The following is a 25,226-nucleotide window of genomic DNA, read 5'->3' on the forward strand; positions in this document are numbered from 1 at the left end:
GGTCAAAATTCCATGTGCGTCTTGCTCAAGGAGGCCGCATCTCCGATGCGATACCCGCTTCTTCCGCGTGTGAACTCCCGGGCGAATTCGAAATTGGCGGGGAATTCCGCGTAGACCCGGTAGAGCGGCTGCCCCTCCTCCACCTCATCCCCCAGCTTGTTCAACAGATCCACGCCCGCCCCTCGGCTCATGGGCGCGCCGGCGAGGCGGGCGGTCTGCGCCAGGAACAAATTGTCGATTCGGACCACCACGCCGGCCCGCTCGGCCAGCACTTCGAAGACCAGCCGTCCGGGCTCGAACCGCCGTTCCTGCCGGCCCTGGGCATCAATGATCCGGTGCATCTTGGCGAGCGCCCGACCCGATTCCAGGATGTCTCGGGCTATCGAATAGCCGAAACCGCCCCGCACATCGGGATCGAACTCGATGATACGACCGGCCAGGCGCAGGGATTTTTCGCGCAGATCGACCGGCGCTTCCGGATCGTTTTCCAGCACCTGCATGACGTCTCGGACTTCGAGCACCGGCCCGATGCCCCGCCCGATCGGCTGCGCACCATCGGTGATCACGGCCTCCAAATGGAGGCCGAGGCGATCGCCGACGTATTCGAACAGTTTCCTCAGACTCATGGCATCGCGCATCTGCCGTACCTTCGCGGTGGGACCGACTGGGATGTCCAACAGCAGATGGGTGGCACCGGCCGCCAACTTCTTCGACAGGATCGAAGCGACCATTTGGCCTTGAGAGTCGATGCCGAGCGGGCGCTCGACCGAGATGAGCATATCGTCGACCGGGGCTAAGCGGGTGGTGCCTCCCCACGCCAGGCATCCCCGTTCCATCCGCACCAGCCGGTCGAGCGCTTCCGGCGCCAGGTCGGTGCGCGCGAGCACTTCCATCGTGTCCGCCGTCCCCGCGGGCGAGGTGATCGCGCGACTGGAGGTTTTGGGGATCAGCATGCCGTGCGCCGCGACGATGGGCACGATCAACAAGGAGGTCCGGTTGCCCGGAATACCGCCGATGCAGTGTTTGTCGGCCACCAGCGGTTCATTCCAGCTCAGTCGCACCCCGGTTTCCAGCATCGCCCGTGTCAGCGACAGCACTTCGTCACGGTCCAGCCCGTTCTGCCCGGTCGCCACCAGGAATGCGGCCATTTCCATCTTGGAATAACGCCCTTTGGCGATGTCGCTGGCAATGGCCTGATAGTCGCTGTAATCCAGCCGCTCGCCGCCGATCTTGCGCCGAACGCCGTCCATGGACAGCGGAGGCTCGGCCTGCGCTACATTCACGAGTTGCCCCGCCGGTTCGCCGAAACGCTGGAACGCCTGCTCCGACAGGCCCAGTTCGTCCGGGGATACGATACAGGTATCGTCCACCACGTTCAGCACCGCCTCGATCTGCTTGCCGTTGCAGCCGACCCGGATCTTGGCGAGCGCCTGAAAGCCCTCCGCCCGGTACACCGAACATTCACGGTGCAGATAGGCCACATTTTCCCGGTAAGTATCGATCGCCACCGGCCGGAGCTTCAGCCGGGTTTTGATTGACTCTTCGTCGGCCATCGGTTGGCAATCCCTCCTCACATCGAAAATCCCAGGTGCCCGCTGGAACCGAGCCCTTTTTCACCCTGTACAATAGCATGCCTTCGAAGCCCCACGGTCCTTTTCGCCGGGGTGCCCTCTCCGCCCTCCCGCCGTTACCGGCTCTATCCCGCCCTCGCTCTCCTGGCGCTGGTGGGGATCTGGCAGCTTGCGGCGAATGCGACGGCATCGGCCACCCCGCCCGGCCCCTCGGAAGGCTATTGCGCCGCAACTCTTCCGGTTCTTCGTGGCCGCTGCCCACAACGGCGTGGCCCTGATCCGGACCATCATCCTGGTGGTCGAAGTCCTGGACCGCAGCGACGGCATGGGCCCTCCGTTGCACCACTTTTCCCACCTGTTTGACCTAGAGGTGAACCCCGGCCTACACGATTGCCTCCATCGGCATGGTCCAACGCATCGAATGGGGGGTGTTCAAGCCGCTGGCAGCACGAGCATACCGGTAGCGGCGATGATACGCCTGCGGATCGAGCGCAAACTGTGCGCCGTGCCCGCCGCGCTGGGAGCCCCGGTGGAGATAGAATCGGGCGCTGAACCTCGGAGCCCGGCGAATTCGTCTGTCTGGTCGGCCCTGCTGATGGACAGCCGTTCATGTCGCTCGATGGGGAACCGGCCGGCGTATCCGTGAACTGCTTGACGGTCTGGCAGGAGCGACCGCATCCCGTGCCGCCCATGATGGCGCCTGGGTGGAAAATATCCGCAGCCGTCTCACCGAGGCTCATCCGGCCATCTGCCCTCTGTTATGACGACAAAAGGCCGAACCGGCGCCGCCGCCCCGTTGAAATCCTCGTGGTCCGTCCCGACAATGTACCGCGTTGGGACGCGCGCCCGCCATTGAACATCCACCCATGAACACTGAAGAACGCCAGGCACTCGAACGCTTTCTCTCACAGCTGACCGCGATCAAGGGGATCGAGAAGAACCCGGAAGCGGACCGGCTGATCCAGGACGCCGTGGCACGCCAGCCCGATGCCGCCTATCTGCTGATCCAGCGCAACCTGCTGCTGGAAAAAGCCCTGGAAAATGCCAAGGCCCGTATCGAAGAACTCCAGCGCCAGCCCGCGCCAGTCAATCGCAGCGGTGGCAGCTTCCTAGGCGGTGATCCCTGGATCCAGCCCTCGGCACCGGCCGGCCGCGCCTGGGATGCCACGCCGGCGGGCTACCGCCAGCCCGCCCCGCCGCCGCCATCCGGTACCCCGGGCTTCCTGAGCAATATGGCTTCGACCGCCGCCGGCGTGGTGGCAGGATCGTTCCTGTTCCAGGGCATCGAGAGCCTCATCCATGGAGGCCAGCACGATCCCTGGGGAGCTTCGCCCGGCGGGCACGTTACGGAAAATACAACCATCAACAACTACTACGGATCAGATCCGGCGCCCTCCGGAGCCGATCAGGACAGCTGGTCCGATGTGGACGACTCCTTCCTCGACACCGGCTACGACTTTTCGGATGACGGCACCGGAAGCGGCGACGACAACTGGATCTGACGAACAGAGCGGCCCGCCGCCCGGGGTAGTGACAAATCGCCGGGAAGACCGATTGACGGGTCCCATCCGTGGGACCCGCCTTCCGGGCCATGCTCCACATGTTCGATTTGCCCGCTGCAGTTATGCACGCATTGCGCCCGAAGGGTGCGTATGGGGACAACTCACATGAGCGCGGCTGATCGCCAGGATTATTCCCCTCCGCCCCTTTCATGCCGGGTTATCCGGCCCGGCACCCTTCGGGTCGATACAAACCGGCTTCCGGCAGCTTGGTCCCCAAGGGAAACGGGAACCCGGACGCTACCACGGCTCGACAGGCTGCGCTCAGGCCCAGACCCTTCACAGTACAGCAAGGCATCGGTATCGAGAGTAACCGGCGCTTCCCCTGGGTCCGGACACCTTCAACTTTCCTTCCGCTGGATCGTTCTCTTCCTCCTCCTTCCCGCGGCCGGCTGCACGGATCAGGGCGATTCCCGCCACAACGCCACAAACAGGCCCAGGGTGGCGGCCGTCGCGCCGGTGGTGCGGGCGAACCTGGTGAGCACGCTCAGTATCGCCTCGGAATTCGAACCGTATCAGCAGGTCGATGTACACGCCAAGGTGGCCGGCTACGTGAAAAGAATCGATGTGGACATCGGCGATGCGGTCGAGGAAGGCCAGGTTCTCGCCATCCTCGAGGTTCCGGAGCTCGAAGAGGATCTGGCGCGTGCGCATGCCGCCGTTTTACGGGCCCGTGAGCGCCTCCGGCTGGTGCGCAGCAACATCCGCCGCGCCGAGGCGATCGCCCATCAGGCGGCGCTGACGTACGAGCGCATGTATTCGGTCAACCAGATCACGCCCAATCTGGTGGCACAGCAAGAGATCGACATTGCCCAGTCCCAAGCGGATGCCACCGCGGCGGAACTTTCGTCCCGCAAAGCCGCCGCCCTGGTAGCCGAACAGGAAGTCGAGGAAGCCCAGGCGGAGGAGCGCAAGGCCCAGGCACTGGCCGACTATGCGACAATCCGGGCGCCATTCAGGGGCATCGTCACCAAGCGTTACGCCGACACCGGTGCCATGGTGCCTCAAGGCATCCAGTCCAGCCAGCAGGCCATGCCGGTGGTCCGGATCACGCAGGTCGATCCGCTGCGCCTTTCCTTCCCTGTTCCTGAATCGTTGGTTCCCATGGTTCATACAGACGCGCTGGTCACCGTTCAGGTACCTTCCTTGAACCGCACTTTCGACGGGAAAATCTGGCGCTTCACGGGGAAAACCACCGACATCACGCGCACCATGGAAACTCAGCTCCTGGTCCCCAATCCAAGCTTCGAGCTGAAACCGGGTATGCTGGCCTCCGTCGAGTTCGTGCTGGCGCGACGCGACCGGGTTTTGGCGATACCGGTCGAAGCCGTGGATGAAGACGGAAAAGAACCGACGGTACTGGTGGTCGGTCCGGATGGCAAGGTGGCAGAGCGTAAGCTGAAGCTCGGCATCAGATCCCCGGACCGCTACGAAGTGATCTCGGGGCTGACGGAAAACGAGAAGGTCATCGTTGCCGGACGTTCCGGCTTCGTACCGGGCCAGACCGTCCAGACCAGAACGGTGTCGTTCGACGCCCCGGGTGCCGACGGCGGGCCATAGACAAGCGCGAACACACCGTCGAGATGCCCCACTTCGCCCTCCGCTTCCCCTATTTCATCATCGTCGCCGGCCTGATGGCTGGCGTACTGGGCATTTCGGCCCTGCTGCGCATGCCGGTCGACCTGTTCCCCGCCATCAACATTCCAGTAGTGATGGTCGCCACCTTCTATTCCGGCATGCCGCCGAAGCAGATCGAAACAGCCATCACCGCGCCGTTCGAGCGCATGTTCACCCTCGCCAGCGACGTCGATCACATCGAGTCGCGGTCCCTGCCCGGCGTCAGCCTGATCAAAGTCTATTTCCACCCCGGCTCGAATCCGGACTCGGCGCTGACCGGCATCTCCAATCTGGCGATGGCGACGCTCCGCCGCCTGCCGCAAGGCACCCTCCCGCCGGTGATCCTGAAATCGGACGCGTCCAGTATGCCGGTGTGCTTGGTGACCTTCAAAGGCCAGGGTCTGGCCGAAAAGGAGCTGCTCGATATCGCCCGCTTCAATGTGCGCAACCAGATGGCGAGCGTACCCGGCGCCTCGGTACCGTTGCCTTTCGGCGGCAAGATGCGGCAAATCCAGGTTTACGTGGATCCCGTGAAGATGCAGGCCTACGATTTGAGCATCGCCGACGTGGTGAACGCGGTCAACGACGCCAACCTGATCCTGCCTGCCGGCTTCTCCCGTATCGGCGATCTGACCTACAACATCTACACCAACAGCCAGGTCGCCACCATGGAGGAGCTGAACCGGGTACCGCTGCGCACTGTAGGCCAGGACTCGGTGATGGTGGGCGACATCGGCCGAGCCAAGGACGACATCATGATCCAGACCAACATCGTGCGCATTGACGGCCAGCGGTCCGTCTACGTGCCGGTGCTGAAGCAGGGCGGGAACACCAATACGATCGCGATCGTCGACGGGATCAAGGACATCGTCTCCCGCCTGCTCGACGTGCCCAAGACCCTGGTGACGGAGGTCATTTTCGACCAGTCGCTGTTCGTCAAAAATGCCATCGAGAATCTGATGCACGAAGGACTGACGGGCCTGTGCCTGACCGGCCTGATGATCCTTATGTTCCTCGGTAGTCCGCGCGCCACCGGGGCGGTGATGCTGTCGATACCGCTGTCCGCACTGACCATGTTCTTTGTCATGTTCCTCGGTGGCGGTTCGGTCAACACCATGCTCCTGGGCGGCCTAGCGCTGGCATTCTCGCGCCTGATCGACAACTCGGTGATCGTGCTGGAAAACATCTTCCGACACATGGAGATGGGAAAACCGGCTGCCGAGGCTGCGGAGCGGGGCGGCATGGAAGTCTCGCTGCCGGTGCTCGCCGCCACCCTCACCATGGCCATCGTGTTCTTCCCGGTGAGCTTTCTGCAGGGTGTCAGCAAATTCCTGTTCTCGGCGCTGGGGCTGGCTGTCGTCATGTCGGAATTTGCTTCCTACATCGTGGCCATGACGGTGGTGCCGCTGTTCTGCTCCCGGTTCATCACGAACGTCCATGGAAACAGCCACGGCGCAGGCGCCCGCTCCTCATTATTGAGCCGCTTCAACGCCGGGTTCGACGCCCGCTTCCAGGCCTTTCTCGACCGCTACCAGGCCCTGCTGGCCCGCGCCCTGCAGCGCCCCCGTGCCACACTCGCCGGCATCACCGGCCTGTTCGCCGCCAGCCTGCTTTTGTTTCCGCTACTGGGCCTTTCGTTCTTCCCCCGCACCGACCCGGGACTATTCACCCTTATGATCAAAGCCCCTTCCGGAATGCGGCTGGAGAAGACCGAGGAGCAGATCCGCCAAGTCGAGGCGCTGATCCGTCGCAACGTCGCACCGGAAGATCTCCAACTCATCATGTCGAACATCGGCTCGGTGGCCGACCTCCCGGCGCTCTATACCACCAATTCGACCGAGGACACCGCCTTCGTCCAGGTCGCTCTCAAGGCCGGCCACAAGACCGGCAGTTTCGAATACATGGACCGGATCGGGGAAGCACTGCAGGAGGAAATGCCGCAGCTGAGCACCTACCTCCAGACCAGCGGCCTGGTCGACGCGGTGATGAACCAGGGGATGCCGGCGCCGATCGATATCCAGGTGGGCACCAATGACCTCGAGACGGCCGATCGCGTGGTCAAAGCCCTGACCGCGGAGATTCGGAAACTTCCCGGCACCGGCGGCATCTTCACCCCGCAGAACAATCATCTGCCGGCCTTCAACATCGAAGTGGACCGCATCCGTGCCGGCCAGGTCGGTCTCACTGAGAAGAACGTGGTGGACAGCCTGATCTCGGCCCTGACTTCAAACGTCATGATCTCGCCGAACTACTGGATCGACCCCAAGTCCGGCAACAATTACTTCCTTTCGGTTCAATATCCGCTGGACCTGATCCGCTCGGTCACCGACCTCAGAAACCTGGTACTTCGCGGCCCCAACGTGAAAGGCCCGACGACCCTAGACAGTGTCGCCAGGATCGAGGAGATGCACACCCCCAATGAAGTAGACCACTACCAGATCCGACGCGTGATGGACATCTACGTCGCACCGCGCGGAGAGGATCTGGGACGGCTGGCCAGCGCCATCGAAGACATCGTCGCGGCAATGCAGTTGCCGGAAGGTGTGACGGTGACCTTGCGCGGCGCGGTGCAAAGCATGCGGGCCTCCTTCCACAGTTTCGCCATCGGTCTGAGCCTGTCGGTCATCCTGGTCTACCTGGTCCTGGTTGCTCAGTTCCGTTCGTTTGTGACGCCGTTCATCATCCTGCTGGCGGTACCCACCGGCCTCACGGGGGTAATCCTGATGCTGCTCATGAGTGGCACTACGCTCAACGTCATGTCTTTGATGGGTGTGCTCATGCTGTCCGGCATGGTGGTCTCCAACAGCATCCTGATCGTAGAATTCACCCAGCAGTTGCGCACCCGCGGCATGACGGTTGTCGACGCCGTTTCACAAGCCTGCCGGACCCGCTTGCGGCCCGTGCTGATGACCTCGCTCGCCACCATCATCGGCCTGATTCCCATGGCCTTGAAGTTGGGCACCGGCAGCGAAGCCTATGCCCCGCTGGCGCGCGTCATCATCGGCGGCCTCAGCGCTTCAGTGGTGTTGACGGTATTCATTGTACCCGCGGCCTATGTGCTCCTCTTCCGCGATCGGAACGGCGAAAAACCGGCCGATTCTCTGCTGGAGGCCACCTCATGAAAGCCGGGCGATATGGCCTGTCCGCCGCTTTGGCACTGTTGCTGGCATGCACAACCGGCCCTGCAGGCGCCCACACCCTGTCACTCCGGGAAGCACAGGAAGCCGCCCGCACCAATCATCCCCGTATCCAGGTCGCCGAGCTCCAGGCCCAGGCCTCCCAGGAAGCCGTCATCCAGGCCCGGGCCGCCTACCTGCCGCACATCACCCAACAGACCGTGGGCGCGATTTCGAACAGCTCGAAAAACGCACCGGCACGTCTGGCCGCAGGCTATGGCTTGGCACCGCCACCGGTGGCATCGCGGACGGCGACCGGCGCCTACCTGAAACAGTTGATCTATGATTTCGGCCGCACTTCCAACCTGGTCGCCAGCGCCGAATTGAACGCTAAAGCCAGCGAGGAGAACCGGGCCGCCAATGAAGCGCAGATCATACTGTTGGTGACCGCTGCCTATTTTCAGATGGTCCAGGCGCAGGCAGTGCTGAAAGTGGCCGAGGACACCCTTGCGAAACGGGAGCTCAATCTGAGGCAAGTCAAGGCACTGACCGCCTCCGGCCTCAAATCCGCTCTCGACGTCAGCTTCGCGGAAGTCAACCAGAGCGATGCCCAGTTGCTGCTGCTCAAGGCGCAGAACGATCTGGCTTCGGCCCGCGCCGTGCTTTCCACTGCCATGGGCCGCCGTGACGAAGAAGTTTTCGACGTACGGGAGGAACCTCTGCCACCGCCCATCGGCAAGCTGGAGAGCGCCATCACCGAGGCGCTCTATTTGAGGCCCGACCTGCGTACCCTGCGGCTGCAATTACAGGCAGCGGAAAAGTTCGCAGAAGCGGAAAAAGCCGCGGCCCGCCCCAGGATTGAGCTGGTGGGCGACATCAACTACATGCCCTGGGTCAACATCGAGCCCGGCAAATATCCGAAATTCAACGTCGTCGGCGGCCTCCTCATCGACGTCCCCGTTTTCGAAGGCTTCGCCCTGGAGGCTCGCGAAAACAAGGCGAAAAAGGAATACCAGGCTGCATCCCATGGCGTCACCGATGCGGAAAACAACATCCTGCGCGACGTGCGGGTGGCCTGGATGGCGGCGAAAACCGCATTCGAGCGCATGAAGCCGGCACATCAGCAGTTCCTGGAGGCCGACAAATCGTTCCAACTGGCCCAGTCGCGCTATCAGATGGGTTTGAGCTCCATCGTCGAGCTGACTCAAGCCCAGCTCAACGTCACCCGCGCCGCAATCGATGAAATCGAAGCCCGCATCGAATACCAGATACGCTGCGCTGACCTGGATTATCAGAAAGGAAAACTGCGCTAACAAGCAGCGGATGGCGCGGGTTCAGGCGAAGAAACGCTTGATACCTGCCATGGTCATGTCCACGGCGACCAGGTTGAGCAGGAGTCCCATCAGCCGCTCCAGGGCAGTCAAACCCCGCGGCCCCAGCCATTCTCCGAGCGGTCGACCGAGCAGAAAGGTGGTCAGATTCGCCAGGAAAACTAGAGTCAATGCGCCAAGCAGCGTCGGAAACGGAATCCCATGCTGCTTGCTCAGCAGCATCACGGTGGTCAACGCAGCCGGCCCTGCGATACCCGGTATGGCAATGGGCACGACGAGCGGATCGTTTGCATAATGATCGTCGAAGGCTTCCTGAGTCTGGCCGAAAATCATTTTCAGGGAAATGATCGCCAGGATCACCCCGCCCGCAATGCTCAAAGACGGCTGGGTCACGTTGAGGTAACCCAGCAACAGATCGCCCTTCCAGGCGAACATGGCCAACACCGCGAAGGCGATCGCTGTTTCTCGCAGCACTGCACGCAGATAGGCCATGTGCCCGAGCTGTCGCAGCACAGTCAACAGCAGGGGCAAATTGCCGAAGGGGTCGGTGATCAGAAACAACAATACGGCGACCTGGGCGAGAGTCATGGTGCTGATCCCCGGTACGGCGGAATGCTTCCTTGGAACCCCCTGTCACTCAACTTCCAGCCTGCAGCTCCACCGCCACATCCATCTCCGTGTCGCCGCGCCGCACCGAGAGGCGCACCTTCTGGCCAATCCGATAGTCATCCAGCAAGGCGGAAAGTTTGCCGACACTGTCAACCGGTCTGCCTTCCACGGCGAGGATGATGTCGCCCGGGATAAGGCGGCCATCCGGCAGCAACGTGGCGCCTTTGAGTCCGGCTGCTTCGGCGGCGGAACCTGGATTCACCTTCAACACCAAGACTCCCGTTATGCCCAGCCGCTGAACAGCCCGCTGGTTGAGCCCCTCGTCGACGGCGATGCCCAGAGCCGGCCGGATGTACTGGCCGCGGCCGATGAGCTGCGGCACCACCCGGTTGACAGTGTCCACCGGCACCGCGAAACCCACGCCGGAAAACGCCCCCGATGGGCTGTAGATGGCGGTATTGATGCCGATCAGCCGGCCGGCCGAATCCAGTAGCGGTCCGCCGGAATTGCCGGGATTGATGGCAGCGTCGGTCTGGATCAAGTGTTCGATGGTGACGCCGGTTTCTTCGGTCAGGGAGCGATCCAGCGCCGAGACGATGCCGGTGGTCAACGACCAGTCCAGACCGAAGGGGTTGCCGATGGCGAACACCTTCTGTCCTACCTTGAGATCGTGGCTCACGCCTAGCGGCACTGGAGGAGGTGCGACGCCCTCCACCGAAATCTTCAGCACGGCCAGATCATGGGCCTTGCTCACGCCGACCAGCGCGGCCTTGTAGTCGCGCCCGTCAGCAAGCTTCACCGTGGCGCCACTGGCCCCTTCCACCACGTGATAATTGGTCACCACATGGCCGGCATCGTCCCAGATGAAGCCGGAGCCGGTCCCGCGGGGAATGCTGAACACGTTGCGCGTCCAGGGATCCATCACCCGTTGCAGGGTCGAGATATAGACCACCGAATTTTTCGATCTTTCGAACAGCTCGACGGTGGCTTTTTCTTCCTGTGAAAGTTCTCCGCGCGCGCTGACCGGACGGGGCGCGACGTCCTGCGCCGCCGAAGCAGCCTGGAAACCGCATGCGGCAACACCACCCCCCAAGAGCAACGCGGCGGCCGCATTCCGAAGCTGATGACGAAAAACGGACTTGTGATTGGGTTTCACGGGGACTCTCCGATGATTTTAGGAAAATGGGACTACGGTTTCTCGCAGGCGCTGAGCAGCCAATATACCGCCCCCAAGGCCAGCAAAGCCGCGGACAAGGCGCCGATAGTACCGGCGCCGACCTGCGGATCGAGGATAACGAACTTCCGCGCCAGCGCGATCAACGCGATCAGTACCACGGTCTTAACCTGAATGACGCTGCCGCGGCGCAAGGCCGCCCGAAGGATAGAATGCTTGAACTCCATCGAGATCAGCAAGGTCATGATCATGCCAAACAGTTCTTGAAATACGCCGTGATCGAGCGGATCGAGCACCCGGCTGGTGATCAGTACGGCGACGGTGCGAATCAGCTGATAGAGCGAGATAATGATGACCACCGCGATCACGTTCGCCAGAATGATGGCGACCACCTGCTCGAAACGCTCATACAAATTCATCAAACGCCATTCTTCAGCAAAGCTCGGACGTCTTCCCATCTGGGAGATTTCTGACTCATCCACCATCGGCTCCTCTCCTTCTTCAATAAAGATTGTGTGGTTCGACAGACGAACTCCGATACCCTAAGCGCCCCATAGAATCAGGCCTTGGGGGGCACACCCAAGCGACCGATGGTTCGGGTATCCCTTCCGCCGGCTGCTCCGGCCATGCCGGAAAATGGCCAGCTGGGAACGCCGCGGCTGGCGAAACGAAGGACCAAGGACTGCCCAGGTGCTGAATTTGGCGAGGCGGAAACGGGGTTCCAGGTGAGCCGCAGCCGGCGCGAAAGTGGGCGCCATCATCCGACGGGGACCACACCAGGGCGCCTGGAAATCCGCGGCTAGCGGGAAGTCTCCGCGCACGCCAAAGAGGTTGAAAGTAACTGCCGTGAGTACGAGGGGACGGCCTTCGAAAAAAGATTTGCGCAATACCTGCGGATGAACTCATACACCGGCTGTACGGTCGACAGACTATCGCTGGTTTGGCAATGGGTACAGACGGTGTGCAAGGCTTGCGAGCATGATGTCATCGTTCAATACCAAAGCCCGCTCCAGTGGTAGCGGGGCCCGCGGGTGGCCTGTCGTACCCACACCGGCCGACCCGGCTCCCACACCTGCTGCCAGACAGGCCGAGCCGGCTGCTGCCTAAGTTCCAGCAAGCGGCGGATGCGCTCTACGGTGGGCGGATGGGTGCGCAGCCACGAAGGCTCGGGCAGATTCATGCCGGGAAACAGGATGTCCATCAACCCGCGCGATCCAACTTCTATCTTCGCCAGGGCGCTGGCGAGTCCCTCCGGATCGCCGGTCAGCAGGGCTGCATTGAGGTCGGCGTGAAACTCGCGGGTACGCGACAAACCCAGCTGCGCTAGCAGGATGATGTGCGGAGCGAAGATCAGGAGCGCCACCGCCCACCAGTTCACCTGGACCTGATCCGCCCAAAGCAGCGGCAGGTTGAACAGCAGGAGCAGTTGGCCGAACAGCGACAGGAAGCGCGTGAGCCGGCTCATGAGGTCGGCCAGCCCCATGACTCGAAGATCGCCGTTCTTGATATGGCTGATTTCGTGGGCCAGAACGCCGGCGATTTCCCGCCATTGCAGGTTGCGCAACAGACCGTCGGTCACACCGATGACGGCATCCCGTTTGCCGCCCACCGTGAAGGCATTCACCAGGTCGCTGGGGACATAGCAAAGCGTGGGAACGGCCGGCAGTTCGGCGCGGCGCGCGATCTCGGCCAACATGTCGTACAAGGCCGGCACTTCCGCGGGATGCAGGGGTCTGGCCCGATACAGGCGCAGCACCAGCCAGGGCGAAACGACCGGGCTGAGGAGCAGCAACACCACCGCGAGCAGAAGCAGCATGGACAACCCCTCCTCGCCCCATACCAGGAGTCCGAGCAGGGCCAGAAGGGCCATCATGAACGCCATCAACAGCGCCGATTGCAGGCGGTTGAGCCAGGCATTGCGATGCCACTGCGCCAGATTCAACATGCCGCCCGCCTCAATCCGGCGCCAGCCCGGCCCGCCGCAAGCGGGCGCGCAGCCGCTCGGTTTCTTCCAGCAGGTCGAGGATGACCGCCGCCGCTTCGAGATTGGTTTCGAAATCCCGCATCAGGCGCAGCAGCCGGCGGGCGCGCTGAACATCGGCGGCGGCGAAGCGCCAGGCGGTCGCGTCGGCGCCCTGGGGCGCCAATACGTCCAGCTCCACCAGTTCGACGATGCAATCGACCTCCGCTCCGCAGGCCAAGGCCATCTCTTCCAGAGACAACACCCCCTCATCCCCGATCCAGACACTGACACTCGATGCGATGATGCTTTTGCTCATGGCTCAAACCCCCAAGGCGCGACGCGGGTCGAAGGCCATCTGCCGCGCCATGTTCCGGTAGAGCTCCCGCGCCTGTTCGGTGTCCGCCGGGGGCAGCACGACGTCCAGCACCAGATAGAGGTCGCCTGGCGGATCACCGGGAATGCCCCGCCCCTTGAGGCGCAACTTGCGCCCGTTCTGCGACTGGGCCGGAATGCGTACTTCCACCGCGCCGGCCGGCGTCGGCGCCTTGACGGTCGCCCCCAGAGCTGCTTCCCACGGAGCCACCGGCAAGGTGAGGTAGACATCGCGGCCATCGACCCGATAGAAGGGATGCGGCTTGAAATGCACCTCCAGGTAAAGGTCGCCCTGCGGCCCCCCGCCCAGGCCGGGGGCGCCCTGGCCGGCCAGACGGATGAGTTGGCTCTCGCGGATGCCCTTGGGGATCTGCACCTGGAGGGTACGTTCGCGCATCACCAGGCGGCCCTGCTCGTCCAGCTGCGGCACGCGCAGGCTGAGGGTACGGCTGGCGCCGTGAAAGGCGTCGTCGAGATCAATGAAAATCTTGGCGTGATGATCCTCCCCGCGCGCGCGAAAGCCCCCGGTACGTCGGCCGAAACCGCCGAACAGGGTGTTGAAGAAATCGCTGAAATCCGCGCCATAACCAAAGGGGCCGCGGGCGAACTCGAAGCCGGCATCCCAATCCGGCGGCGGCCGGAATTCCTGGCCGCTGCGGTAGCCGGCCCCCAGACGATCGTAAGCCGCCCGCTTTTCCGGATCGCGCAACACCTCGTAGGCTTCGTTGATTTCCTTCATCTGGGCTTCCGCGCCCTTCTCCTTGCTGACATCGGGGTGGTACCTGCGGGCCAGCTTACGGTAAGCTTTCTTGATTTCGTCCTCGGTGGCCGAGCGCTCAACCCCGAGTATCTTGTAGTAATCCTTGAATTCCATGGTGTCAGCCGTCCTGATGATCGAATCACGGTGGCGGTTCAGCCGAGGCTCACGCTCAATGCCATCATCAGCGTGAAGCCCAGCATGATGCCCATGGTGGCGGCAACCGGATGGCCGCTGCCCTGGGTTTCCGGGATCACTTCCCGCACCACGACATACAGCATGGCGCTGGCGGCGAATCCCATGGCATAGGGTAACACCGCTTTGGCCGTCAGCGCCGCAGCGGCGCCCACCACGGCCGCCAGGGGCTCCACCGCGGCGGAGAGTTGCCCGTAAAGAAAACTGCGCAAAGGCGAAAGACCCTCGCGCCGCAGCGGCAAGGCCACCGCCATGCCCTCCGGCAGATTGTGGAAGGCGATGCCGGCCATCAGGCCGACCGCGGCTGCCAGGCTGACCGGGCTGGCGCCGTCGCCGATGGCGCCGAACACGACGCCCAAAGCGAGCCCTTCCGGGATGTTGTGGAGCGTGATGGCCAGAATCAGCAGCGTGGTCCGCCGCCAATGGCTGGGCAGCCCCTTGGCCTCCTTGCCCGGCGCGGCAAGCTGTAGTCTCGGCAGCAACTGATCGATGATGTGGAGAAAGACGATGCCCAACAGGATGCCCGCTCCGGCGGGCAGCCAGCGCCAGGGGCCCAACTCCGCCGACAGCTCGATGGCCGGATGCAAAAGCGACCAGAAACTGGCCGCCAACATGACGCCGCCTGCGAAACCCAGCACCACATCCAAGAATCCTTGATAGACCCGGGCGGTAAAGAAGACCAAAGAAGCGCCGAGCGCCGTACCGCTCCAGGACACCAGTCCGGCACCGAAGGATTGCCCGATCGGGCCCCACTCGGCGAACGGCGGCAAACCGGCCATCCCGCCCGCCGTCATGCCCCCCGCTCCCGCCAGATCTTATATTTCTCCACGTGTTCGCGGGTCAGGTGCAGCACGAGAAGCAGCAAGGCCACATCGTCCAGATAGCCGATCACCGGAACGAATTCCGGGATCAGTTCAATGGGATTGATGAAATAAAGTAGCGCGAAGCTCAAAGCACCGACCACCCAGCGGGGGATATCCCGATAGCGGCCGGTCCAATAGTCCCGCACCAGGTCCATGAGCACCTCGACCTCCTCCCAAATATCCCGCAACAACGGAATCCCGGCGATTCTTTCTCTGATCGCCGAACGCTGTGCTTCCACTTGCTCGAAGTTCGCATCGGTCATTCGGTCCTGGGCGTTCCGTAAAACGATGGCTTCTCTCGTCTCAGACATGACGGCTCCGAAAGTCCAGCAACGACCAAAGGAAAATCGCAGGTTCAACCGGTGCTGTCATTATAGACGCTAGTGCCGTGAGCTATAGTTGGAGATGCCGGCTTCGCAATCTCAGGATCCCGGGTCGAGAAGCCGGTCACACGGGCGATTTTGTCAATGCATTTCAGGAGTGATCAACCATGTACGAATCCTTGCTACGGTTTCCAACTGATATTTTCTCGGAATTCGATCGGATGCAGCGGGAGGTGGAACGGATGTTCGGCGCGTTGGGCATGCCCACCAGCATCCGGGCGGTCACCCGAGGTTTTCCCGCCGTCAACATCGGCACCACCCCCAAGTCCGTCGAGGTCTATGCCTTCGCCCCCGGTGTCGATCCATCCAAGCTGGAAGTCAGCGTGGACCGCGGCCTTTTGACCATCGCCGGACAACGCGCGAGCGAGCTGCCTGAAGAAAGCGAAAAGGTCAGCGTCTATGCCGATGAGCGTTTCTCCGGCAGCTTCAAACGGGTGGTGAGCCTGCCGGAAGACGGGGACCCCTCGGGCATCCAGGCCCGTTACCGGGACGGCGTACTGCATGTCTCGGTGCCGCGACGCGAGGAAGCTCAACCCAAACGTATCGAAATCAAATAAGCAACGGAGGTGAATCATCATGAGCAACGGTAAACAAGACATCGCCAAGCGTGAAGACGTTCGACCGGCCTTGCTGCCTGCGGTGGATATCGTCGAGGACGAAACCGGCATCAGCCTCACCGCCGATCTTCCGGGCGTGCCCAAAGAGAAGCTGACGGTGCGCATGGATGGCCAGAGCCTTTCAATCGAAGGCGAAATCGCTCTGGAGACGCCCGAGGGAATGGAAGCCAGCTATGTCGAAGTCCGCTCCCCTGTCTACCGCAGGAGCTTCAGCCTGAGCCGGGACCTCGACCCTGCCAAGATCGACGCGCAGTTCAAGGATGGCGTGCTGCGGCTGCGGATCCCCAAGGCCGAACATGCCCAGCCCCGCAAGATTGCGATCAGCGTCGACTGATCGTTCTTGAATGGCCGGCGTGGCCTGACAAACGGGCCGCTTCCGGCCTTTTGCAACCAATGGCTACGGGAGGACGGATTATGAACGCATTGAACGAACTCAAGCACGGCTTGGAAGAGGCATGGGAGTCACTGGCGGAGGGCTGGCACCGCCTCCGCGAACGGGCGGCGGGCGCACTGACCCGATTCAAGCCCGGAGCCTCGGTGCCCGCCGTGCCCAAACGCCAGGAGGACTTCTACTTAGCCTCCCCCACCTGGGCCTTGCTGGCCGGTGATGTGTACGAAGATGACCGCAAGGTGGTCATCCGGCTCGAAGTGCCCGGGATGGAGAAGGAGGATTTCAACCTCGAGTTGCGCGGCGATGTGCTGATCGTGCAGGGCGAAAAGCGCCTCGAGCGGGAAACCAGCGAGGGCCGCTACCGGGTCTTGCAGTGCGCCTACGGGCACTTCCACAGGGTCATTCCGCTGCCGGCGGAGGTGGTCGCAGACCGGGTGCAGGCCACTTACCGCAACGGCGTGCTCAAGATCGAACTGCCCAAGGCCGCGGCGGCGCTGCCCAAGAGCGTCGAGATTCCAGTCCGGTGAGCCTTCGGCGGCCGACGCGGCGGCGCAGAGTCTTCGGCTTCCGCAATCGGCGATGAAGCCCGAGCCATCCGAATCGGACGCCCCCTTCGGGGTCGTTAGCCAAGCGCAATAGCCACGATGAGACACCCGCCCCACAAGGGCGGAGTGCGTGGTTTCACCCAGTGGTGGAGCGGTATCACGCAGGCAGCGGTCAACCGCCTCCCCGATCCCACGATGGCCACAGGGTTTTTCGTGGCAGCGAATTTGCATCCTCGAGGATTCGACAACTCCCCTTCGCTTCCATTCGCGCATTTGATGATCACGAAAACCTCCCTACCCTACCGCTCGGACATCCTCTCGAGGCTGTTCCTTGCCGCCGTCGTTCTGGCCGCCCTCGGCTTCCGCCCGGCAACCGCTTTCGAATACAACGACGAAGGTAAGACCCTCGTTAACAAACGACTGAAAGGCAGTTACGGCTTCGCGGCGCAAGGCTATTTCGGCGCCGAGTTCGACGCTGCGACTAAGCTCACCACCGGGGCGATCGCCATCCGCGTCGGCGTATTCAGATTCGACGGCGACGGCCATTGCAGTATCCACAGCATGGCCAACAAGGCCGGCCTCAAGGCGGCGGTGACGCAGAACACCACCGAGTGCAGCTATGAGGTCTATCTCGACGGCACTGGTAAAGTCGATGCCGTGCTGGGCGGGAAATCGTTCCAGACGTTCTTCGTACTGGTGAACGGCGGTAAAGAATTCATGTTCACCCGACGAGAAGGCACCGCCAATTCCGCCGATCAGGGGGGCGCCACCTTGGTTTTCGCCATCGCCAAGAAACAATAGGCGGGCCGATATTTCAGGCGGCGGTCTCCACCATGTTCACCCGCTGGGTGACATTGCACAGCAATACATAGGGAATGGTGTCGGCGTGAAGTGCGATTTCCTCCACCGGCAATCCTTGTCCCCATAGCGTCACGGTATCGCCGACTTCTGCCGACGGGCAGTCGGTCAGATCGACCGATATCATATCCATGGAGACCCGGCCGATCAGCGGCACGCGCCTGCCCCGGACCAGCACCGGTGTACCGGCGGTCGCGCGGCGGGGGTAGCCATCGCCGTAGCCTATGGCCGCGATGCCCATGCGGGTCGGGCGGCGGCAGATGAAGTCGCCGCCATAGCCGACCGCATCGCCGGTCTTCAGTTGCTTGACCGCGATCAGCCGGCTCTGCAAGGTCATGACCGGCCTCAAACCTTCTTCCGGGCCGCTCCGTCCAGGAAATGGCGACACGCCATACAGCAGGATGCCGGGCCGGACCCAGGCACTGCGGGCCGCCGCCCAGGCCATCAGGCCCGCCGAGTTGCCGATGCTGAATTCGCCCTGCCCGCCTGCCATCCGGCCAAAATAACGAAGCTGGATTTCGGTGGTCGGATCATCGGTGGCGTCGGCATTGGCCAGATGAGTCATGACAGGCACCGGCTGGCGCACCTGAGGCATCCGCGCCAGCCGCAACCGCGCCAGGGCGAACTCCTCGTCGGCCAGACCCAGCCGATGCATCCCGCTGTCCGCCTTGAGCCACACCCTCATCGCGGCAGCCATATCCAGCCGCTCCAGCAGATCAAGCTGAAAGAGGGAATGGATCACCGGTTCGAGACCATGGCGGGCGCTCAGCCTCATCCCTTCTTCGTCGCTATAACCCTGCAACACGGCGATGCGTTGAACGATGCCGGCCTGACGCAGAATGATGCCCTCCTCCACCCGCGCCACCGCAAAAGCATCTGCCGCCGGCAGCGCTCGCGCGGCTCGGATCAACCCGTGCCCGTAGGCGTTGGCCTTGATCACGGCCATGATTTTCGAATCCGGCACGGCGGCGCGAATCCAGGCGAAATTGTGGGCGAAGGCTGCCATGTCCAGCACGGCACGGGCTGCGGGCACCACGGCTTAGTACCCCTCGCTGGAATAGGGATCGGCGATGAAGTTCTCGAAACGCGTGTACTGGCCCAGGAAGGTCATCCTCACCGTGCCGATCGGACCGTTACGCTGCTTGGCGATGATGATTTCCGCCGTGCCCTTGTCGGCGCTGTCGGGATGGTAGACCTCATCGCGATAGATGAACACAATGAGGTCGGCGTCCTGTTCGATTGAGCCCGATTCGCGCAAATCGGACGGTACCGGTCGCTTGTTGGGCCGTTGCTCAAGGTTGCGGTTGAGCTGGGACAGGGCGATCACCGGTACGTTCAGCTCCTTGGCCAGCGCCTTGAGCGAACGGGAAATCTCCGAAATTTCGGCGACCCGGTTCTCGCCGCCCGAACATTGCATGAGCTGCAGGTAGTCCAGCACCACCAGTCCGAGCTGGCCGTTCTCCCGCGCCAACCGGCGGCAGCGGGCGCGGACTTCGGTGGGAGACAAAGCCGGCGTATCGTCGATGAAAAGTTTGGTTTCGGCCAGGATGTTGATGGCGGAGGTCATGCGCGGCCATTCATCATCCTCCAGCTTGCCGGTGCGGACCCGATGCTGGTCGATGCGGCCCAGTGAAGACATCATCCGCATGGCCAGCTGCTCGCCGGGCATCTCCATGCTGAACACCGCAACCGGCAGCCCTTCCTTGATCGCGACATTCTCGGCGATGTTCATCGCAAAGGTGGTTTTGCCCATGGACGGCCGGCCGGCGATGATGATGAGGTCGGACGGCTGCAGCCCCGAAGTCATCTCGTCGAAATCGGTGAATCCCGTGCTCGCACCGGTGATGTGCCCCTCCTTGTGGAACAGCATCTCGATGCGGTCGACAGCAGCGGCCAGCAGACTCTTGATCGGCTTGAAACCGGCGCTGCCGCGCTGGCGCTGGTCGGCGATCTGGAACACACGCTGCTCGGCCTGCTCGAGCAGATCGCTCATGCCGCGCCCTTCGGGCTGATAAGCCGAATCGGCGATTTCGGTGCCTACATGGATGAGCTGGCGCAACACGGCGCGCTCGCGCACGATGTCGGCATAGGCGGCGATGTTGGCGGCACTGGGCGTTTCCCGCGCCAGCACGGCGAGATAGGCAAGCCCGCCGGCCTCTTCCAGCTCCCCCGTCTGTTCGAGCACTTCCGACAACGTGACGACGTCGAACGGCGTCTGCCGCTCGGAAAGCCGGCGGATCGCCCGGAAAATCAGGCGATGGTCGCGCCGGTAGAAATCTTCCTCGACGATACGGTCAGCGACGACGTCCCAGGTCTGGTTGTCGAGCAGCAGGCCGCCCAGCACCGCCTGCTCGGCCTGGATCGAATGGGGAGGTATCTTGAGCGCCTCCACGCGCTTGTCGATCGATTGAGCGTAATCGGGCATCCTAAATTCAGTCAACCGTTGCGGATGGTTTCAATGAGGCGGGTGGTCGAATGGCCCTCGACGAAGCCGAGTATCCTCACCTCACCACCAGCCTCCAGGACGCAATCATGGCCGGCGATCGCAGTAATGTCGGAGTAATCGCCTCCTTTGACTAGGACGTCGGGGCGGATGGCGCAGATTTCGTCGCGTGGCGTATCCCCCTCGAATGCCACAACCCAGTCGACACTCTCCAGTGCCGCCAACATGGCCATCCGATGCGGCAGCGGATTGACCGGGCGGCCCGCCCCTTTCAACCGGCGCACCGAGTCGTCGCCGTTGACCAGCACGATCAGACGGTCACCCAGGGAGCGGGCCTGCTCCAGATAATGCACGTGGCCGGGATGCAGCAGATCAAAACAGCCGTTCGTGACCACGATCCGCTCGCCGGCACGTCGCAAGGGAACGAGCACCTCCAGCAGTTCCGCCAGTGTGATCGCTCCCCGCCGGGGAGCCCGCTGGCCGTGAATCGCGATGGCCAGTTCCTCGGGCGAAACCGACGCTGTCCCGAGCTTGCCGACCACGATGCCCGCGGCCAGATTCGCCAATGCCACCGCTTCGGCCAGCGGCCGCCCGACGGCGAGGGCAGCGGCGAGCACCGAGATGACGGTGTCGCCCGCACCGGTCACGTCGTACACCTCCTTGCCATGCGCTGGAAGGTGGAGTGCTCCCAGCGCCGGTCTCAGGAGGCTCATGCCGTGCTCGCCCCGGGTCACAAGCAAGGCTTCGAGATCCAGCCGCGCCATCAAAGCCAGTCCTTTGCGTTCGATTTCCGCATCGCCGCAGCAAGCACCGACCACGGCTTCGAATTCGGAAAGGTTGGGGGTCAACAGCGTCGCGCCCCGATAGCGCTCGAAATCCATTCCCTTGGGGTCGACCAGAACCGGCTTCCCGGCCCTTCGCGAGGCCGCGATGAATTCCCCGACGCAAGCCAGAGTCCCCTTGGCATAGTCGGAAAGCACCACCACACCTGCCTCTGCCAGCAGTGCAAGGAACCGCGTGACCAGAGGGGCAGGGTCGAGATGATGAAAGCCGTCCTCGAAATCCAGCCGAATGAGCTGCTGCTGCCGGCTTACAACCCGCAGCTTGGTAACCGTGGCGACCGTAGGACAACGCTCGATGTGGCTGCGGATGCCTGCCGCGGCCAAGAGCCTCTCCAAGGCGTCGGCCGCCTCATCCTCGCCGGCATAACCCAACAGGTCGACCGCCCCTCCCAACGCCGCAAGATTGAGCGCCACGTTCCCGGCGCCGCCTATGCGCTCCTCCGAGTTTTCCACCCGCACGACCGGCACCGGTGCTTCCGGCGAAATGCGGGAAGCACCGCCGAACCAATAGCGGTCGAGCATGAGGTCTCCGACAACCAATACGCGGGCGAGGCTGAAGTCGGGGAGGATCATGAGAGGCGAGAACGGAAAAATTTATCTAGAATACCATAGCGGTACACCGGGATGGCGCCCGCCTGGAGGACGATCAGCTCCCCAGCTTTTCCGCCATGCTGTCCAGCGCTCTCACCAGCGCATCGGTCATTTCCTCGCCCTGGGCCAGATGACCCGAGTTCGGCAGGATCATCAGCTCGGATCGCGGCAATGCCCGATGCAGCAGCCAGGCCGCCTCCGGCGGACAGACCAAGTCCTTCCGACCGTGGACGATGGTCGCGGGAAGATGGGAAATCTTCGAGCAGTCTTCAAGGATCTGACCCTCCTTGATGAAATAACGCGCCGCCGCGTAATGGAGCTCGATACGACACTGCGCCAGTGCTCCAGCAGGAAGCGGCTCATCATCCGTCGGAGTGAATGCCTGACCCAGCGTGACGCGGCTGCTCCAAAGCCACCATTCTCTCGCCATTCGCCGCTGTTCGAGCTCATCGGCGCCATTGAGGCGGCAGTGGATGGCCCGTACCAGATGGGCCTTTTCCTTGGAATCAAAATTGTCGATGAACCGCTGCCAGGACTCTGGATGGAACCGGCTGGCGCCATCGCGCACGAACCAGTCCACATCGCGCTTGCGGGCCAGAAAACAGCCCCGCAGCACCAGCCCGCTGGCCTGCTCCGGGAAAGCCTGCGCATAAAGCAAGGCCAGAGCCGCCCCCCAGGAACCACCGAAAAGCAGCCATCTTGGAACACTCAAGCGCTCCCGGATCGCTTCGAGGTCGCCGAGCAGATGCCGGGTGGTGTTGTTCTTGACTGCGCCGTGCGGGGTCGACCTCCCACAGCCCCGTTGATCGAAGAGTATCGCGCGATAACGTTCCGGGTCGAAAAACGACCGATGATGGTGCCTGCAACCGGACCCCGGTCCCCCATGCAGAAACACTGCGGGAATACCGTCGGGGTTGCCGCATTCCTCGACGTAAACCTGATGCCCGTCGCCGAGGTCGAAACGATGGGAAGCATAGGGCTCGATCGGTGGATAGAGCGGTTTCATGACTGTTTGCAAACAGGTCGCAAAAAAGGGGGATCTTAAAGATCCCCCTTGCGCGCGCCGGACTCAAGGTCCGACGGGCTGTCAAACCCCTCAGAAGCCGATACCGACGTAAGCACCAGCGGTGTAGTTGTCCGTATTGGTGCTGTTCAGGATGGTCTTGCCGCTGTTGGTCCTGACGCTGTAGTTCAGGTCGCCCCCAGTGAAGTTGTACCGGAAGTCGGCACCCACCCACAGGTTCTTGAAAATGTTGTACTCCAGACCGGTACCGAGCATCAGACCGGGATTCAACACGGTCACGCCGCTGGAGGGCGGGCTGATGACGTTGACGCTGAGGCCGAACGGAACGATCCAGGGACGGAAGCCATCAATGCCGGTGTATTTCAGCTTGGGAGACGCATACAGGGAGAACATGGTGACCTGCGCCTGCATCCGGGTGCCCGTCACGCTGCTGACGAACGAGTTATTGACGCTGCCGTAGTTCTTGTAATCGAACATCAGTTCAGCATCGAGCGCCAGGTCGTCGGAAATGCCGAAGGTGTCGTCGCTCAGACGGTGATCGAAGCCTGCACCGACATACCAGCCGGCCTTGTCGGAACCGAAGTTGTTCGACGAAAGGGCATTATTGTTGACCAACAGTTCGCTGGTACGGGCATGGCTCATAGCCGCCCAGCCGCCGCGGAAGAAGACCATGTCATCCTTCTTCTCTTCATGTTCAGCCAATTTGGAAAGCCCCTGATCGACCTTCGCCTGCTGGGCCTGTACCTGCTGAGCGGTGTCCTTTGCCTCCGCTTTGGCTTCCGCCGCTTCCGCTTCGGCCTTTGAGCGCGACGCTTCGAGTTCGGCACGCAATGCCTGCATTTCCTGTTCCATCACCTGCAGTCTCCGCTCCAGCGAAGCCTGGGCCGAGGAAGCATGAGCCTTCGAAGCAGCCATGGAAACCGAAGGCGCGAGAGCAGCGGCGATCGACGCGGTGAGCAGCGTGGTGAGACCGCCCGATTTCTTGATCTGATTCATGAAAATCCCCTCGACAAAAAATATTGTTAGTTGGATAAAGCGTTGCTTTGGAGCAACAGTTAGTTGCTTGCCAGAAGGATGCTAGCAAAAAACCACAGCGGTAACAATTCTCCTTGTGGAGTTTTGTTGACACAGGTCAGCATTGCTTCTTCCATCCCGACGCCGGCATAGCCAATAAATCACAGCCCTGTCCCCGATCGGCGTGACTGATGCAGCGGACAGTATAGAACATCGCTACCGCAAGGCCATTAGTGAATCACAATGGCCTGGTTTATAATGCAAAGTTCGCCGTGTACGAATTTATAACAAGTCGAACGAACGCCGGGAGGTGGCCCAGCCCGTGACTTCTGCAGCTGTTACGGGGCTCCTTCAACGGCGACGCCCACGAACTACGTACAAGATACAACCCCCTGGAATACATTCGAGAACTCAAGAGGTCACATGGCTGTCAAAAACCGTCTCCACCGCAGCGAACTCGCGGTGCCGGGCAGCAATCCGCGTATGCTCGAGAAAGCTCCGGAAGCCGGCGCCGACCTCGTCTTTCTGGATTTGGAAGACGCGGTTGCGCCGGATGACAAGGAACAAGCACGCCGAAACATCATCTTTGCGCTCAACACCTACGACTGGTCCAAATGCGCGGTCTCCATCCGCATCAACGGCCTCGACACCCATTACGCCTACCGCGACCTCGTTGAAATCGTCGAATCCTGCGGCGACAAGCTCGATACCATTCTGATCCCGAAAGTGGGCAGCGCTTCGGACGTCTTGTTCGTCGCGACCCTGCTTTCCCAGATCGAGGCATATAAAGGCTTCAAGCCGATCAATATCCACGTCCTGATCGAAACGGCCATGGGCATGGCCAACGTGGAGGAGATCGCCCGCACCTGTCCCGAGCGGATGGAGGCCATGGTGTTCGGTGTAGCCGACTACGCGGCGTCGGTGCGCGCCCGCACGACCAACATTGGCGGCGCCAATCCGGATTACGGCATGCTCACCGATCCCGACGAAACCGGTACCCGCGCCTATCACTGGGGCGACCAGTGGCATTTCGGCATTTCCCGCATGGTCGCGGCCTGCCGCGCCTATGGGCTTCGGCCTATTGACGGCCCCTTCGGCGATTTCAGCGATCCCGCGGGATTCCGCGCCGCAGCCCGCCGTGCCGCGGCTCTGGGCTGCGAAGGAAAGTGGGCGATCCATCCTTCCCAGATTCCGCTGTGCAATGAAATTTTCACACCCACGGAAAAAGAGGTCACGCGGGCTTACCGTATCCTGGAAGCCATGGAGCAGGCGGCAAAGGAGGGCAAAGGCGCCGTGTCCCTGGATGGGCGATTGATCGATGCCGCCTCGATCCGGATGGCGGAGAACGTGGTTCGCCAGATGAAGCAGATCGAGTCGCGCCGTTAAAACTC

Annotated in this window: 24 protein-coding genes; 9 read left to right on the forward strand and 15 right to left on the reverse strand. The window is 62.3% G+C overall.

Translation table 11 applies throughout. The features are described 5' to 3' along the window. Positions 1-2 precede the first annotated feature (2 nt). The gene (locus N4J17_RS14555; RefSeq protein ID WP_198322631.1) at positions 3-1,553 is read right to left on the reverse strand and encodes a thymidine phosphorylase family protein; all 1,551 of its coding nucleotides are present in this window, start codon (positions 1,551-1,553) and stop codon (positions 3-5) included. An 884-nt stretch (positions 1,554-2,437) separates the two neighbouring features. On the opposite strand from N4J17_RS14555, the gene N4J17_RS14560 reads away from it, so the two are divergent. The 4 genes from N4J17_RS14560 to N4J17_RS14575 all read left to right on the forward strand — a co-directional run bounded on the left by N4J17_RS14560 (position 2,438) and on the right by N4J17_RS14575 (position 9,176). Beyond that, on the forward strand, positions 2,438-3,073 hold the full coding sequence (locus tag N4J17_RS14560) for a DUF2076 domain-containing protein (protein ID WP_198322630.1): 636 nt from the start codon (positions 2,438-2,440) through the stop codon (positions 3,071-3,073). A gap of 498 nt (positions 3,074-3,571) precedes the next feature. Next, entirely contained in the window at positions 3,572-4,690 is a 1,119-nt protein-coding gene (locus N4J17_RS14565; RefSeq protein WP_277458299.1) for an efflux RND transporter periplasmic adaptor subunit, read from the forward strand. A gap of 23 nt (positions 4,691-4,713) precedes the next feature. Beyond that, positions 4,714-7,869 carry an efflux RND transporter permease subunit gene (locus tag N4J17_RS14570; RefSeq protein WP_198322629.1) on the forward strand — a complete coding sequence of 1,052 codons (3,156 nt, stop codon included), beginning with the start codon at positions 4,714-4,716 and terminating at the stop codon, positions 7,867-7,869. Beyond that, the gene (locus N4J17_RS14575; RefSeq protein WP_198322628.1) at positions 7,866-9,176 is read left to right on the forward strand and encodes a TolC family protein; all 1,311 of its coding nucleotides are present in this window, start codon (positions 7,866-7,868) and stop codon (positions 9,174-9,176) included. Before N4J17_RS14570 ends, N4J17_RS14575 begins: the two co-directional genes overlap by 4 nt. A gap of 21 nt (positions 9,177-9,197) precedes the next feature. Here N4J17_RS14575 and N4J17_RS14580 read toward each other — a convergent pair whose 3' ends face one another. From N4J17_RS14580 to N4J17_RS16630, 9 genes are all read right to left on the reverse strand, one after another. Next, on the reverse strand, positions 9,198-9,782 hold the full coding sequence (locus N4J17_RS14580; RefSeq protein ID WP_198322627.1) for a MarC family protein: 585 nt from the start codon (positions 9,780-9,782) through the stop codon (positions 9,198-9,200). Positions 9,783-9,831: 49 nt separating this feature from the next. Then, the gene (locus N4J17_RS14585; RefSeq protein ID WP_198322626.1) at positions 9,832-10,959 is read right to left on the reverse strand and encodes a S1C family serine protease; all 1,128 of its coding nucleotides are present in this window, start codon (positions 10,957-10,959) and stop codon (positions 9,832-9,834) included. Between the two features lie 32 nt (positions 10,960-10,991). After that, complete coding sequence (locus N4J17_RS14590; protein ID WP_425326310.1) at positions 10,992-11,396, reverse strand: phosphate-starvation-inducible PsiE family protein; 405 nt, start codon at positions 11,394-11,396, stop codon at positions 10,992-10,994. A gap of 123 nt (positions 11,397-11,519) precedes the next feature. Next, positions 11,520-11,738 carry a hypothetical protein gene (locus N4J17_RS16625; RefSeq protein WP_425326311.1) on the reverse strand — a complete coding sequence of 73 codons (219 nt, stop codon included), beginning with the start codon at positions 11,736-11,738 and terminating at the stop codon, positions 11,520-11,522. A gap of 230 nt (positions 11,739-11,968) precedes the next feature. Next, positions 11,969-12,922, reverse strand: a complete 954-nt coding sequence (locus N4J17_RS14595; protein ID WP_198322624.1) for a zinc metalloprotease HtpX — start codon at positions 12,920-12,922, stop codon at positions 11,969-11,971. Between the two features lie 10 nt (positions 12,923-12,932). Then, positions 12,933-13,256 (reverse strand): chaperone modulator CbpM, encoded by a 324-nt coding sequence (locus tag N4J17_RS14600; RefSeq protein ID WP_198322623.1) that lies wholly within the window; start codon positions 13,254-13,256, stop codon positions 12,933-12,935. Positions 13,257-13,259: 3 nt separating this feature from the next. Then, complete coding sequence (locus tag N4J17_RS14605; RefSeq protein WP_198322622.1) at positions 13,260-14,186, reverse strand: DnaJ C-terminal domain-containing protein; 927 nt, start codon at positions 14,184-14,186, stop codon at positions 13,260-13,262. 38 nt (positions 14,187-14,224) lie between these two features. Next, positions 14,225-15,058: a ZIP family metal transporter gene (locus tag N4J17_RS14610; protein ID WP_198322621.1), complete on the reverse strand. Its 834-nt coding sequence runs from the start codon at positions 15,056-15,058 to the stop codon at positions 14,225-14,227. Continuing rightward, positions 15,055-15,438, reverse strand: coding sequence for a YkvA family protein (locus N4J17_RS16630; protein ID WP_198322620.1), 384 nt, complete (start codon positions 15,436-15,438; stop codon positions 15,055-15,057). Before N4J17_RS16630 ends, N4J17_RS14610 begins: the two co-directional genes overlap by 4 nt. A 179-nt stretch (positions 15,439-15,617) precedes the next feature. Between N4J17_RS16630 and N4J17_RS14620 the strand changes: the two genes are divergently transcribed. The 4 genes from N4J17_RS14620 to N4J17_RS14635 all read left to right on the forward strand — a co-directional run bounded on the left by N4J17_RS14620 (position 15,618) and on the right by N4J17_RS14635 (position 17,864). Beyond that, positions 15,618-16,067: an Hsp20/alpha crystallin family protein gene (locus N4J17_RS14620; RefSeq protein ID WP_198322619.1), complete on the forward strand. Its 450-nt coding sequence runs from the start codon at positions 15,618-15,620 to the stop codon at positions 16,065-16,067. Between the two features lie 19 nt (positions 16,068-16,086). Continuing rightward, entirely contained in the window at positions 16,087-16,461 is a 375-nt protein-coding gene (locus N4J17_RS14625) for an Hsp20/alpha crystallin family protein (protein ID WP_198322618.1), read from the forward strand. An 80-nt stretch (positions 16,462-16,541) separates the two neighbouring features. Next, the gene (locus tag N4J17_RS14630) at positions 16,542-17,045 is read left to right on the forward strand and encodes an Hsp20/alpha crystallin family protein (RefSeq protein ID WP_198322617.1); all 504 of its coding nucleotides are present in this window, start codon (positions 16,542-16,544) and stop codon (positions 17,043-17,045) included. A gap of 294 nt (positions 17,046-17,339) precedes the next feature. After that, complete coding sequence (locus tag N4J17_RS14635) at positions 17,340-17,864, forward strand: hypothetical protein (protein WP_198322616.1); 525 nt, start codon at positions 17,340-17,342, stop codon at positions 17,862-17,864. A gap of 13 nt (positions 17,865-17,877) precedes the next feature. On the opposite strand, the gene alr is transcribed toward N4J17_RS14635, so the two are convergent. The 5 genes from alr to N4J17_RS14660 all read right to left on the reverse strand — a co-directional run bounded on the left by alr (position 17,878) and on the right by N4J17_RS14660 (position 23,817). Beyond that, positions 17,878-18,957 (reverse strand): alanine racemase, encoded by a 1,080-nt coding sequence (gene alr, locus N4J17_RS14640; protein ID WP_198322615.1) that lies wholly within the window; start codon positions 18,955-18,957, stop codon positions 17,878-17,880. Between the two features lie 3 nt (positions 18,958-18,960). Further along, on the reverse strand, positions 18,961-20,346 hold the full coding sequence (gene dnaB / locus N4J17_RS14645; RefSeq protein ID WP_198322614.1) for a replicative DNA helicase: 1,386 nt from the start codon (positions 20,344-20,346) through the stop codon (positions 18,961-18,963). A gap of 11 nt (positions 20,347-20,357) precedes the next feature. Further along, positions 20,358-21,779 (reverse strand): bifunctional D-glycero-beta-D-manno-heptose-7-phosphate kinase/D-glycero-beta-D-manno-heptose 1-phosphate adenylyltransferase HldE, encoded by a 1,422-nt coding sequence (gene hldE / locus N4J17_RS14650; RefSeq protein WP_198322613.1) that lies wholly within the window; start codon positions 21,777-21,779, stop codon positions 20,358-20,360. Between the two features lie 73 nt (positions 21,780-21,852). Continuing rightward, positions 21,853-22,803: a prolyl aminopeptidase gene (gene pip / locus N4J17_RS14655; protein WP_198322612.1), complete on the reverse strand. Its 951-nt coding sequence runs from the start codon at positions 22,801-22,803 to the stop codon at positions 21,853-21,855. Between the two features lie 90 nt (positions 22,804-22,893). Continuing rightward, positions 22,894-23,817, reverse strand: coding sequence for a hypothetical protein (locus tag N4J17_RS14660; protein ID WP_198322611.1), 924 nt, complete (start codon positions 23,815-23,817; stop codon positions 22,894-22,896). A 441-nt stretch (positions 23,818-24,258) separates the two neighbouring features. Here N4J17_RS14660 and N4J17_RS14665 point away from each other — a divergent pair, with 441 nt between their 5' ends. Next, positions 24,259-25,221, forward strand: coding sequence for an HpcH/HpaI aldolase/citrate lyase family protein (locus N4J17_RS14665; protein ID WP_198322610.1), 963 nt, complete (start codon positions 24,259-24,261; stop codon positions 25,219-25,221). Positions 25,222-25,226 lie beyond the last annotated feature (5 nt).

The sequence above is a fragment of the Methylococcus capsulatus genome (assembly GCF_036864975.1).
In the GTDB taxonomy this organism is placed as follows: domain Bacteria; phylum Pseudomonadota; class Gammaproteobacteria; order Methylococcales; family Methylococcaceae; genus Methylococcus.